This is a genomic window from Azospira sp. MPR-LB4 (genome assembly GCF_058809525.1).
On sequence record NZ_CM179521.1, the window covers coordinates 709,455 to 722,816 of the forward strand.

The 13,362-nt window shown below is 58.4% G+C and carries 9 protein-coding genes; 3 read left to right on the forward strand and 6 right to left on the reverse strand.

The window, feature by feature from the left end; all coding sequences use genetic code 11:
- Positions 1-6 precede the first annotated feature (6 nt).
- Genes AC3QLZ_RS03255 through AC3QLZ_RS03265 form a run of 3 tightly spaced genes read right to left on the reverse strand, consistent with a single transcriptional unit; the run spans position 7 to position 5,177 of the window.
- Positions 7-1,389 (reverse strand): TniQ family protein, encoded by a 1,383-nt coding sequence (locus tag AC3QLZ_RS03255; RefSeq protein WP_492783330.1) that lies wholly within the window; start codon positions 1,387-1,389, stop codon positions 7-9.
- On the reverse strand, positions 1,376-2,527 hold the full coding sequence (locus AC3QLZ_RS03260; RefSeq protein ID WP_492783331.1) for an AAA family ATPase: 1,152 nt from the start codon (positions 2,525-2,527) through the stop codon (positions 1,376-1,378). Before AC3QLZ_RS03260 ends, AC3QLZ_RS03255 begins: the two co-directional genes overlap by 14 nt.
- A 1-nt stretch (position 2,528) precedes the next feature.
- Positions 2,529-5,177: a TnsB C-terminal domain-containing protein gene (locus tag AC3QLZ_RS03265; RefSeq protein WP_492783332.1), complete on the reverse strand. Its 2,649-nt coding sequence runs from the start codon at positions 5,175-5,177 to the stop codon at positions 2,529-2,531.
- A gap of 481 nt (positions 5,178-5,658) precedes the next feature.
- On the opposite strand from AC3QLZ_RS03265, the gene AC3QLZ_RS03270 reads away from it, so the two are divergent.
- The 3 genes from AC3QLZ_RS03270 (at position 5,659) to AC3QLZ_RS03280 (ending at position 9,203) form a co-directional block, all read left to right on the forward strand.
- Complete coding sequence (locus tag AC3QLZ_RS03270; RefSeq protein ID WP_492783333.1) at positions 5,659-6,372, forward strand: hypothetical protein; 714 nt, start codon at positions 5,659-5,661, stop codon at positions 6,370-6,372.
- Between the two features lie 322 nt (positions 6,373-6,694).
- Entirely contained in the window at positions 6,695-7,657 is a 963-nt protein-coding gene (locus AC3QLZ_RS03275) for a hypothetical protein (protein WP_492783334.1), read from the forward strand.
- Between the two features lie 49 nt (positions 7,658-7,706).
- Positions 7,707-9,203, forward strand: a complete 1,497-nt coding sequence (locus AC3QLZ_RS03280) for a DNA internalization-related competence protein ComEC/Rec2 (protein ID WP_492783335.1) — start codon at positions 7,707-7,709, stop codon at positions 9,201-9,203.
- A 32-nt stretch (positions 9,204-9,235) separates the two neighbouring features.
- Here the strand turns inward: AC3QLZ_RS03280 and AC3QLZ_RS03285 are convergent, their stop codons facing one another.
- From AC3QLZ_RS03285 to AC3QLZ_RS03295, 3 genes are all read right to left on the reverse strand, one after another.
- Entirely contained in the window at positions 9,236-11,257 is a 2,022-nt protein-coding gene (locus tag AC3QLZ_RS03285; protein ID WP_014237872.1) for a methyl-accepting chemotaxis protein, read from the reverse strand.
- Positions 11,258-11,358: 101 nt separating this feature from the next.
- Positions 11,359-12,060 (reverse strand): lipoprotein-releasing ABC transporter ATP-binding protein LolD, encoded by a 702-nt coding sequence (lolD, locus tag AC3QLZ_RS03290; RefSeq protein WP_043798326.1) that lies wholly within the window; start codon positions 12,058-12,060, stop codon positions 11,359-11,361.
- 40 nt (positions 12,061-12,100) lie between these two features.
- Positions 12,101-13,342, reverse strand: coding sequence for a lipoprotein-releasing ABC transporter permease subunit (locus AC3QLZ_RS03295; protein WP_043799420.1), 1,242 nt, complete (start codon positions 13,340-13,342; stop codon positions 12,101-12,103).
- Positions 13,343-13,362 lie beyond the last annotated feature (20 nt).

The following is a 13,362-nucleotide window of genomic DNA, read 5'->3' on the forward strand; positions in this document are numbered from 1 at the left end:
CGGCTATCAATCGGCATTTCTTTCTTCCTTCCATTTTGCCAAAAGCTGTCGATGCATCCGTTGAACGACTGGATCTGCATACGACACCCTCACTCTGCTTAAAGCGACTGTCAATGCGCCCTGAGTTGGAAAAGTCCCTCGATCAATAAACTCATCGACAATCTCTCGCACGATCCTTTCCTTCCGGCACTTTTCTTCCCAAGCCAAGGACTTCAATCTAGCTTTGTAGGCATCCCTAATAGTTGCATATAGATCTGGCCATAGTCGCCACAAATAGGTGCGCCCTAGTTGGTGTCGTTCTGCAATCATCGCCACGGAAACCAAACCATCTCCACACTCTGCTTGCTTACGCAGATCTGCTTCAACAGCGTCATGCTGTAATTTAGTTGGAGGGGGGCGCCTAATATGGGGTTTGATCTTTCTGTCGAGTTTGCGTACCTCATGGGCTGACATGTCGGACGTGAATTTCTTTTTCAGAAATTCAACTGGGCCGACATTTAGGCTGTAGGCAATTGTGAGCCACTGAGCGAGGGTTGGTTTTGAGTTGCCATGTACCCAATAACGAAATGCATTTTTCGGCAACCCCAACTCGTTACAGAACCTCCGCCCATTACCTCCGAAGTTGATCTGAACCACGGAATTTAGCTGAGTAACAAAGCAAGCGCGCGTTGTGTGCCCCGTAAGCTCGGGAAGTGCTCCGACGATTTCCTCTATGGCCCAAGCTAACCAGAGGTCGATATGGTCATCCGCACACATTGCCGATGCTTCGTGGGCAAGACTGGTTCCACAGTGGCAACAGAATCCAATGATTGGGCTGTTGGGAATCACATGTTGAAACTGACCACAAGTTGGGCAACGGTCAAGTAACGTGCATTTATGCCTGCTACAAACACGGTATAAGTCAAATGACCAGATGAGGGGGTGGTAAGTTTCTTGGTGGAAGTCGAGTCTTTCCCGGTAACACACGGGACACCAGCGAGGATGTACGGCAATTAATCCTGCGGCATTGTACGGCAGCAGATCATCTAAGCTCTGTAGGGTGAGCAGTCTGGCACTTGTGAGTCCGCATAATGTTCCGATGGCGGCTGAGAATGACTTGCTGTATTGATGCAGACCATTAATGCTCCGCGCATCCTTCTGGAAAAGTAGTCCCTCTCGGCCATATTTTTCAATGCCAGGGGCTATCTTCATGATTTCACGCCTGATCAGGCGACGCGGACTAACCGAATAGGCGTTTGCCAGCCGGATGACGTAGGAAATCATTCCTTCAACCATCGGTGTTCCAAGAGCAATCGGCTCCAGTGCGAACAATCTGCTTCTGGGCGGAAGAATCCGCCCAGAAGCAAAACCCGGGTAGTCCGGCGTGAAAAATAGATCACTTGCGACCATGACTATTTCCCGTTTTGTCGCGAACTGGCCTACGCTCCCCCACCTTTCCAGCCCTCTTCGCTGCCGGCTCATTTAGTGACACCAACTTTGACCTATTAGCTACGCGGTAGAGCAGCTCCTTAACCTCATCAATGCTGGCATCTTCCAAGGCGATTTCCCCCTCAATAGCCTCATCGAGGATGGTAATCAGGGCCTTGTTGGAAAGCGCAAATTTCTCGGCGAAAATATGATCGAAGGTCTGCATACCCCGAAGAATGGCGTGCTCCAGGCAGCGAGATAACCAGTCCTTTAGTATCCCAATACTGCCGCCAGACTTGAGGAAGTAATACCTGACATCGGCACTCAAGTTTGGCATGACGGGCAAGGGCAACTGCCGTTGCAGTTCAACCAAGGCATTCAGAAAATTACGCTGATCCTCTTTTTGGCGCAGGTTATACCGGGGGAAATGAGCGACCTCGCTACGCCGAACTAATTGCCCACTTTGGTCTCGGATGGCCAATAGCTTATATGTCCCTACCAAGACGATAACGACGTTGGACTCGATAGTCAGGGACTTGAGCGCCTCGAACTGAAATTCAAGGCGCTTAGGGTTGTTGACCATAAGGAGGTGGTGCGCCTCGTCGATGATCAGCACCTTGGTCTTACGGTTTTTCAGGCATTTCTCTGTGGTGCGACGCAACGCTTCGGTGGTCGTACGCTCCTGATGTATGGGGACCGCGTAGCCTTCAAAGAGATCGTACTGGCGAGGCAGGAGCGTTTTACGGTCAGTCAGAATATCGCCGTGTTTTTCCAGCAGACGGATATAAAAGTCCTTCCAGTTGAAAGAACTACCGTTTGGTGCAATCGCATCAAGGATTGCAATCGGCACAGCACCAGGATCGTTCTCGATCAAATCGACATATTGCTCCAGCAACGCTTGATAAAGATGTATGGCTAAAGTGCTTTTACCAGCACCGGTCGGCCCCACAACCTGGATGATCATCGGGCTGCAGGCGCTATTGATAGCTGAAATGGCCCTTGTAAAGCATTCCTGTTGGTTGGCATGCTCAATCACACAGTTACGAAAATACTGAACCCGGTTTTTGGTGGCGGCGTCCAGCAGATGAGCGGGGAAAAGGGGGGTGTAAGCATTTTTCATGTCATTCTCCAAAGCATTCGTATTCAAGATCAGACCAGATGGACTCTTCGATTTCGTTGACGCTCGAATACCCACTTGACCCAGTGGTTGAGCTAGAAACAGAAGGTTGGGGGTTCCGTTCCTTATCGCGCTGACGCTGCTGCAGGATCTTCTCGGTCGCATCCGTCGTACTCAGGTATCTAGCGATAAGCGATGCATTGATTCTGTTGCGTACGCCGGTATTCCGGTTCTGTCCTGCGATGTCCTGAGAAATGAGCTGAATTTCCTTCTCGGTACGGCCACGGAAAACAGCGGCGTATTCCGATTGGCAGGTTTCCCAATGATCCTTAAGCCAGACCATGGCCACTGATATGTCATAGGGGTCGTATCGAACTGGAACGTCGGTCCGGGCAAATTTTGGGTCCTTGAACGCAGGACTCCAGTAAAAGATGTAGCCAATCTTTACCCCCCGGCTTGGGTTAATTTTGGCGGTACCCTTAGAAGTCGACGGCAAACACATGATCATTAGTTCCCGGGTATTGGGGATCAAGGTATGCCTACGCAGGCCTGACTGCGCCAGGCCAATTGCCATTGCGGCCTTTGGGGAAATGCCTAACGCTGAATGCTCCATTTCGCCGTAAACCTGATCTAAAAAGCCATCGAAGGCCTCCCGGAACTCCGGCAAGGTCCAGACTGATAGTTCCCGGGGATCGTGCGATTTCGACATTGATCTCGGTTTCTGGAGAGCAATGTTGTTACCACGCAAGCAATGTATGAACTGTCCATTGCTCATGCCGAAGAAGCGTTCAATAACACTGCCGAAACGTGGTTTACTGGCAGGGCGAGTTTTCTTGTGGCATTCAAGTCGGGCCAGCAACGTCTCAAAGTAAATACTTTGGAAGTCCACACCCTTATCGACGACGATGGTCTGCGGAATTCGGCCATGACGCTCAATACATGCCCGGATCAATGCCATACAGGTCCGGTAGCTTGGAACGTCAAACGTTATGACCCAGGCCAAAACCATCCGGGTGTACGCATCAAATAGCACTGACAGCCAGGCTTTACCCATCTTTTCCCCCCTCCGGCTACCGCGGAATTGGAGGTCAAGTTGCGTATGGTCCACGTGGCCGATCTCAAATGGCCGCTCTCCGTGACGGGGCGTTGCCGAATCGATGAGCCAATAGAACTCGGAGTCGCTGTAAGCAGCCTTCTCTCCTTCCCGGGCCACAGTCAGGTCGTGCTGACGACGCCGTTTGATTTGGTTACGAAATGCCACTTGGCTGGGCGGCAGTAGGCTATTCGTGGTGCATCGATTGGTCACCTCCCCCCAACATGCGGTGATCGACCAGCTATCTTTGACGGCATAGTGCTCGTCAATCACAGCGTCCATGACCTTGATAACTTCATCATCAATGCGACGCTCTCGATTGCCCCGCTGATTAATCTTGGGAATGAGGCCTAGTAGTCCAGATCCGTACAATTCCTGTCCGCGCTTGTAGAGGGCACGCCATTTACGCCGGGCGCGATCGCACGATTTGGTTGGCACACCATCGTTCTGTTCCGGGAACAGGCTGTAGTAGCGACGCATCGCATGTTCAAAATCATGGGGACTCGCCCGACGGACAATGTCCTCTGCCCGATCTTGTTCCAGGGTAGTGCTGACGGGAACGCCGGTGATTACGCCATCCTTGACCATCTGCTCGAACATTTTCAGACCGATGGGCGCGATAACCTGGTTTTCATCCTGAATGAAAACGTTCTGCTCTCCGACATTCCGGATATTCCAGACCCGACCATCCCACAGGAGCGATTGACCAGAAGTGGCTGTTAGCGTCCGTAGTGACGGCAGCGCCGCCTGAGATTGCGAGGCCCAATGCAGCCGATATGCATCGGCAGCCCCCCCATCACGAAAGACACAGGTACGCTCCGGCTCCGAGAGAAGGTCCTCAGTCAGGCGAACATAGAGAACTCCGTCGGCAACCATCTTGTAGAGAGCGTCAGCATCATCGACGGGAACGGCATTCAGCAGATCTTTCAGTACGATCCATGCTTGCCCGCCCATGGCATTCTGGATGCGTTCCAATGCTTCCCGTGATGGTTCTGGGCAGCGCTCATCTAGGTAGTCAGCCAGAAACTCCAGATTCCGGATCGTGTTCCACTGCGTCTCCGATGACGATCTAACCCGGAAACCGAGGTCGACGGAATCTGCGTATTTCTCCCCAGCTGGGCAGCGCCAGCCCCCATTGCCATCCTGAACATACAGATTCGAGCCTTCTGCCACATGGGATTGCAGCCATTCCTCGGTTTTGCATTCCACCCATCCAACGAAGTCTTCCTGGAGAAGAAAGAAGTCCGGTGTCGCGTTGTAACAGACAGGCTTACCACCGCGGCCGACATAGCTCAGTTTTACCTTGGGCGGCTGATCGTAGAACTCGTAAGTGTGCTGGTCTCGCTCCCAGCCAATGATTGCCGGCAGTTCGTTTTTATGACTCTCTGCTTGGATCACCAGTCCCATTTTCTTACTGGCATATCGGCAGGCCACATTGTGGGTTCCGCTCTGTACGCGACGGGTAGGCGGTAAGGAACGTACCTGGTCTATGACCAAGCGAGCCTTGTGGGTGATTCCAAGTTCTTTGCAATAGGCATCGAGTTGAGTGGTGTTCATCATGATCGTTTCCTTTCGAACATGCTGAACGGGGCGAGAATCCTTCCTACAAAATTAAGCAAAGCCGGTCCCTTAGCTGACAAATTCAATTTGTCAGCCATACTAAATTTGGACGAAATTGGAACGGCAAAGGCACTTGACTATGTGCCCTTCAAGCCTAGAATGAAGCTATCGGGTTTCCCGACTAGAAAGCTTCAATCACGGCCTGGACTTCTCGCAAGTTCCAGGCCGTTTCCATTTGTGGTCCTGCTTGGGATCTGATTTTTCAACTCTGTGGGTCGGACTTCTCCTCGTTCGATTTTGGCTGCGACAGCACAACCAGCTAGTAAAGCCACGATGGCGTCACTGACTACGATTTTTTCAAAAACCTTTCGCAGTTCCAGCCATAGTCACGTTGTAGTAATTAAATTGACTGGGAACAAGACCTACGTTTTAACCTTTGGTGGAAAATAGATCCCCTTTAGGTTAAAAACATGCATATCTCATGATGCAAAAACCCCGATGCTACAAGGAAGATCCCAAGGTTCGGGCTATGCGAATCCAGACATGGTTTCATGCCGTAGAGCAGGCGAGTGGAGGCATGGGGACACGCGACCTCGAGCGCCAGTTTTCAAGCAGGAAGGTCGCAAATGGAAAGCGCTCGTGTTTATGGAACAAATATCGTGCAGGAACGGTAGCGCCACGTGGCGGGTGCAGTGGTAGCACCGGAGGACTCAATCTCGTTAAGCGGGTTGAGAAGATCTATCCAGGGACAGCAAAGTGGTTGTCCTTGCCTCTATGGCGCTTGGTTGATCCCGCTCCGATGGAGATGGCTGAGATTCGGATGTTTTTTGAAGGCCTTTCACCAAGGCTTCAATCTATGTTTATTGCATCCGAAAAGGAAACATCAGGTTTTTTCTGGAGGCGCCCAGTAGATTTAGGGCAGGTTAGTAACATTCTCTGTGCCAAAAGAGATTTAGATGCGCTGGTTGCCGCATTCATCCTAGTAAAGGAAGCCGAGGCAATCCAAAGTCAGGGCCAGCATGAAGCGGCTTGTACGATTGCGATGCAGCTACTTCAGATGTTCACCCACAGGTCCGAACAGCTAAAAGAACAAGGAAAACCTTGCGACTATCCCCTTCCTTTTGAAGATCTCTTTGGATGCATAGCTCTTGCCATGGAAGAGGCTGATTACTTTAGTATCGCTGAGGATGATTAGGACGGGAGACTATGGGAATGAGATGAAGCTTAACTCTAAGGTTGAGTATAAAACTGTGTAAACGCCAAGTTCCCGCCCTAACGGAATGCCCCAGGCTGACATGACCCCTCTTGTCATTGGTCACTGACTTTGGGTTACCTGCCAGAAGCAGTTATGCCACCTACAGACTGAAAATCGAAAATTTCGAAGACACTCCCAGATAGGTACCAACCACAACAAGTCCGCCTTAAAACAATTGTAACTTCCACAATCCGTACCAATTGCAATACAAAAACATAACCACTGAAACGCCGACATCTTAGAAAAGTCAAAGGAGACAATGATGCGCTGGCTCATGATGGCAGTCATTTTTATATCGTGGCCCGCATGGTCAGACGGGCCATCCCCAAGACCACTTAAATCCACTACTCAACCACAAGCCTCCAGCGCAAATCCAAAGGAAAGTTCCAACGTAAGCAATCAGGCGCCCCTTAAATTGCATTCCGCTGTAAAAGATGCTCCATCCCTTGACCATCACAACGTTCCCAAGGATGAAAGCAACAAGGGAAACGATTATTCGTCTTCGGAATGGTGGCTGGTTTACCTCTCGGGGCTTCTGTTCCTCGTTACGGCCGCCCTTGCAATCTTCACCGCCAGACTCTGGAGGGCTACAGTTAAACTCGCCAACGATGCTAAAGCGACCTCCGATCGGCAGGATGCCAAATCGCAGGAAGCCCTCACTCTCTCTGAGGGTCAGATTTCTTTGGCTGCACGCCAAGTCGAGATTCTCGAAAAGCAGCATGAGCTTGAACGATGGCAATACCTTACTACTCACCGCCCCAAGCTTATTATTCGCGGAATCTCGCTTCACTATGGAGCAAAGGGAGTAATTGCCCAAGCGGACAACCGCCCCAGAATCGAGTTCACTATTGCAAATATTGGAGGTAGCCGAGCAACAATAATAGAGAGCAATGCTACCTTCGCCCAACTTGACGCCCCCCTTCCTCCAATTCCTCCCTATAGCCCAATAACCACTGCTATCGTTAATGTGATTCGTGAACCTGGGGAGTCTGGTCTTCAAGAGACTCTGTTTATCGACGCCCCTGATACAGCTAGCATTGTGAATGGCTGGCAAAGTAAAACTATCATTAGCGCTGGCCAACCTCCGCACTATTTTTTCTTTGGCTATGTTCAATACAGCGACAGCATAGGTACGCTCAGGCGCATAGCTTTCTGCAGAAGGTATGACGCAAGCACCAAACGCTTCATTCAAGTGGATGACACAGACTATGAGTACGCCGATTAAGAATCGACCGTACGAATTTATAAGGTTGGGATAGACCAGCGGCCGCCGGGTGGCGCCCGGCAACGTCCTCGCCTTCGCCCTGCTGGCGGTGCTGCTGCCGGACCCCTGGGCCGTCCTGGCGCCGGGCTTCTGGCTGTCCTTCGTCGCCGTCGGCGCCCTGCTGCTGGCCGCCCGCCCCCTGGCGGAGGAGCCGCCGCGCCAGTCCTGGCGCCGCCTGGGGCGGCACCTGGGACACTGGAGCCTGACCCAGTGGGTCGCCACCCTGGGCACCCTGCCCCTGCTGCTGCTCTTCTTCCAGCAGTTCTCCCTGGTCTCGCCCCTGGCCAACGCTCTCGCCATTCCCCTGGTCAGCCTGGCGGTGACGCCCCTGGCCCTGGCGGCGGCCCTGCTGCCCCTGCCCGGGCTGGCCGCCGCTGCCCACGCCCTGCTGCACGGACTGATGCTCTGCCTGCAGTGGCTGGCAGCCCTGCCCGGGGCCCTGTGGACGCCGCCGGCGCCCACCCTGCCGGCCCTGTTCCTGGCCGCCCTCGGCTGCGTCTGTGTGCTCCTGCCCCGGGGCTTTCCCGGCCGCTGGCTGGGGCTGCTGATGCTGCTGCCCCTGCTGGCCACGCCCCAGCCCCGGCCGCCGCCGGGCCAGGCCTGGGTCACCCTGCTCGACGTGGGCCAGGGGCTGGCAGTGGCGGTGCGCACGCAAAAGCACACCCTCCTTTACGACGCCGGGCCTTACTACAGCCCGGAATCGGATGCGGGGGAGCGGCTGGTGCTGCCCTGGCTGCGGTCCGTCGGCGTGGATCGCCTCGACACCCTGGTGGTGACCCACCGGGACTGGGACCACTCGGGCGGCGCCCGCTCGGTGCTGGAAAGCCTGCCGGTGGCGCTGCTGCTCGATTCCCTGCCCCCGGCATCCCCCGAGGCCCGGGACCTGCAGCCCCTGGCCCAGGAACGGCGGGCCTGCGCCGAGGGGCAAGGCTGGGAATGGGACGGGGTGCGCTTCTCCATGCTGCATCCGCCGGCAGGCAGGGTGGATGCGCCCCAGGGCAGGAGCAACCACCAGAGCTGCGTCCTGCTGGTGCAAGCGGCGGGGCAACGGCTGCTGCTCACTGCCGACATCGAGGCCGCCGACGAAGCCTGGCTGCTGGCCCGTCACCGGACGGAGCTGGCCAGCCAGGTGCTGCTGGTGCCCCACCACGGCAGCCGCAGTTCATCCACGGCACCCTTCGTCGCCGCCGTCGGCGCCCGGGAGGTGCTGTACCCGGTGGGCTACCGCAACCGCTTCGGCCATCCCCGGCCGGAGGTCGTGGAACGCTATGCCGCCAGCGGCGCCCGGGCCTGGCGCACGGACCGGGACGGGGCCATCGGCCTGGTCCTGGGCGCAGCCACGGCCAGCGGCAAGCCGGAACTCTGGGCCGAACGGCAGCGCCGGCCCCGCTACTGGTACGACCGCTACGCCTGGAAGGAGAGCGGCCAGGGTGGGCCGGACGAAGAAGAAAACGGTAACGACGGCAAGGCCCCGGCACCAACGACAACGGCCCCGCAGGGCCGTTGAAGAAGGCGGGCCGGCAGGCCGACGGGGTAGGATCAGCCGGCCTGGAAGCGGGCCGCCTCGGTCTGCAGGGCCTCGGCCAGTTGCTCCAGCTGGCCGGCGGTGTTGGCGTTTTCGCTGACGGCGGCGCTGTTCTCCTCCGCCATCTGGGCGATGCGCTCCACGTTCTTGGCGATCTCGGTGCTGGCGGCGCTCTGTTCCCGCAGGGAGGAGGAAATGTCGCTCACCATGTCCACCACCTGCTGGGCCCCGGCCTGGATCTGGCCCATGGCGTCGCCGGCCTCCCGGGCCAGTTCGACGCCCTGGGAAACCCGCTCGACACCGTGCTTCATGCTGACCACGGCCTCCTGGGTGCCGCCCTGGATGGCGGCCACCATGTCGGTGATCTCCTGGGTGGAATGGGCGGTGCGTTCGGCCAGCTTGCGCACCTCGTCGGCCACCACGGCGAAGCCCCGACCCGCCTCGCCGGCCCGGGCCGCCTCGATGGCGGCATTGAGGGCCAGCAGGTTGGTCTGGTCGGCGATTTCCTTGATGACGCCGACGATGGTGGAAATCTTCTCCGAATGCTGGCCCAGGTCCTCCACGATGCCGGCGGACTGGTTCACGGCGCTGGCGATCTGCTCGATCTCCTGCACCACGTTGCCGACGATCTGGGCGCCCCGGGCCGACAGGTCGCCGGACTGGGACGAAAGGGCGTGGGCGTCCTGGGCATTCTTGCTGATGTGATCCACGCCCACGGTCATCTGCTCGATGGCAGCCGCCATGGAGGAGGCAGCCTCGCTCTGCTGCTGGGTGGACAGGGTGATCTGTTCGCTGGCGTCGGCCATGCTGCGGGCCGAGGCGGAGAGCTGGTTCACGCTCTGCTGCACGCTGGTGGTGAGGCTGGCGAAGGCGCCGGCCACCTCGTTGAAGCTGCCGGCCACCTGCTGCAGTTCATCCTTGGACTGGAGCTGGATGCGGGCCGTCAGGTCGCCCTGGGCGATGCGGTGGGCGCTGGCGGAAAAGCCGGTGATGCAGGAAACGATGGCCAGGTAGGCGCCGGCGGAAAGGTAGATGAAGACCAGCACCATCACCAGGGACAGGCCCAGGTTGAGCAGCAGGCCTCGTTCGGCCTTGGCCTTGCGCTCGCCGATGAGCTGCTTGGCGGTGGGCAGCAGGGTGTCGTAGAGCTGGGCGTAGCCCTTGTCGATGACGGCGGTGGACTGCTTGAAGAAGTCGCCGGAATCGGTGACGAACATGCCGGCGATGATGTCCTGGTTCACGATATTCACCAGGCCGCTCACCGCCTCGTTGAGATCCTTGGAGGAAGTGCCCAGGGTGTCGCGGATGGCCGGGTTGTGGCGGGCCGTCTTCTGCAGGTTCACATTGAGGGCGGCCAGGGTGTCGGAAACCTGGGCCATTAGGATGCCGATATCGACCCGCTGGTGATCGTTGATGCTCTTCTTGGCCAGGATGCCGGTGCCCTTGGCCCGGGTCTGGCCGAGACGCTCCAGCATGGAGGGCAGCTTGACCACGGCGGTTTCCAGCAGATAGTAGGAATCCATGTTGGGGTCGATGGTGAGGCCGCTCTCGTCGGCCACGTCCACCTTCAGCTGCAGGATGGCGGCGATCAGCCGGGTGTGGGCCGCAAAGCTCTCCGTGGCGGTCCAGGAAAGGCCGTCGGCGGCAATCAGGTTCCACTCCTCGTTGATCTTCTTCCACTCTTCGGAGGCGGCAACGGAGGCCGGCAGGATCGGACCCAGGCCCTGCAGGGCGGTCTTCACTTCGCCGGTCTTGGCCTCCCTCTTGGGCAGCAGGCTGGCGTCGCCATTGATGACGCCGGCGGAAAGGCCGCGGTGCTGCTGGGTGAACTGCACCAGGCGGTCCATGGGCACGATCACCTCCAGGGCCGCCAGTTCGTCGTTGGCCAGGTGGATCTGGCTCTGCAACTGACGCGACAGATTGACGAAGAGCACGGCGATGGCGATCAGGGCCACCAGGCCGATGAGGGCGAATTTCTTCGGATAGGTCAGCCGATGCATCAAGGCAATGGCCGGTGCAAACAGGATTTGCATCATTTTTTTAGGCTCCAGGTTGAACAGCGTCTTGCGGTCTGCGCCGCCTTTCTCCCTCGGGTCTTTTTTTAGTATTTGCTACGGGCAATGCCAAAACAGGTCGCTTACCAGGGCTCCTCCAGGAACATGCCGTCGGCCAGGTGCACCGTGCGGTCGGCCCGGGCCGCCAGGGCCGGATCGTGGGTGACGATGACGAAGGCGGTGCCCTGCTCCCGGCTCACTTCCAGCATCAGGTCGAACACCTGCTCCGCCGTATGACGGTCCAGGTTGCCCGTCGGTTCATCGGCCAGCACGCAGGCCGGGCGGGTCACCAGGGCCCGGGCGATGGCCGCCCGCTGCCGCTCGCCGCCGGACAGTTCCGACGGCAGGTGGTGCAGGCGATGGCCCAGCCCGACTTTCTGCAGCATGGCCTCGGCCTGGCTTTCCGCCTCGGCCCGGGGCAGGCGGCGGATGAGCAGGGGCATGGCCACGTTCTCCAGGGCCGTGAATTCCGCCAGCAGGTGGTGGAACTGGTACACGAAGCCCAGGTAGCGGTTGCGCCACTCGCCCCGGGCCGCCTCGGACAGGCTGAAGGGATCGGCGCCCTTGAGCCGCACCGTGCCGGCGGTGGGCCGGTCCAGCCCGCCCAGGAGGTGCAGCAGGGTGCTCTTGCCCGAGCCGGAGGAACCCACCACCGCCAGGCGCTCACCGGGCTGCAGGGAAAGGTCGATGCGGGTCAGCACCGGCACTTCCAGGTCGCCCTGGCGATAGACCTTGGACAGGCCCTGGCAGGCCAGCACGGCCGTATCGCTGGCCCTATTCTCCATCGCACTTTCCGCTACTGCTGCCGCACTTGCCATCGCTGCCTCATTCATAACGCAGGGCCTCCGCCGGATTGACGCGGGAAGCGCGCCAGCTCGGGTAGAGGGTTGCCGCCAGGGCCAGCACGAAGGCGATGGCGGTGATACCGGTGACGTCGCCCCACTGCAGTTCCGACGGCAGCTGGGAGATGTAATACACATCCTTGGCCAGGAACTGGGTGCCCAGCACCCGCTCGATGAAGGGCACCACCACGTCGATGTTCAGGGCCAGGGCGACGCCGCCGACCACCCCCAGGCCCAGGCCGATGACGCCGATGAGGGCACCCTGGACCACGAAGACCGCCATGATGCTGCGGGGGCTGGCCCCCAGGGTGCGCAGGATGGCGATGTCCGCCTGCTTGTCGGTGACGGCCATGACCAGGGTGGAAACGATGTTGAATGCTGCCACGGCCACGATCAGGGAAAGAATGATGAACATCATGTTTTTCTCGATTTGCACGGCGCGGAAGAAATTGGCGTGGCTGCGGGTCCAGTCGGAGATGTAGGCGTCCTCCTGGATCAGGGGCACCAGTTCCCGGGCCACCCGGGGGGCGCGGAACAGGTCGTCCAGCTTCAGGCGCACGCCGGAGACGCCGTCGCCCAGGCGGTACAGCAGCTGGGCGTCGCTCATGTCGATGAGGGCCAGGCCCGAGTCGTATTCATACATGCCGGCCTCGAAAATGCCGACCACGGTGAAGGAGCGCAGCCGGGGCACCACCCCGGCCGGCGTCACGGTGCCCTGGGGCGCGATCAGGGTCACCTTGTCCTCCAGGGTGACGCCCATGGCATTGGCCAGGTCGCTGCCGAGGACGATGCCGAAACCGCCGGGCTGCAGGTTCTCCAGCTTGCCCGCCTTCATGAAGCGGCCGAAGTCCGCCACCTTGTCCTCCAGCTCGGGGATGATGCCCCGCACCAGGGTGCCGCGCACCGTCTCGTCCCGGGAGAGCATGGCCTGGGCCTGGACGAAGGGCGCTGCCGCCTTCACTTCCGGATGCTGCAGGGTCTGCCGCCCCACCTCCAGCCAGTTGTGCAGCTCGCCGTTGATGCCGGTGACCTGGATGTGGGAAGCCACCCCCAGGATGCGGGTGCGCAGCTCCTTCTGGAAGCCGTTCATCACCGACAGCACCACGATCAGGGCCGCCACGCCGAGGGCGATGCCGGCCATGGAAATGAGGGAAATGAAGGAGATGAAATGGTTGCGGCGCTTGGCCCGGGTATAACGCAGGCCGACCAGGAGTTCGTAGGGCAGTTTCATGCCGAGGGGAGGCC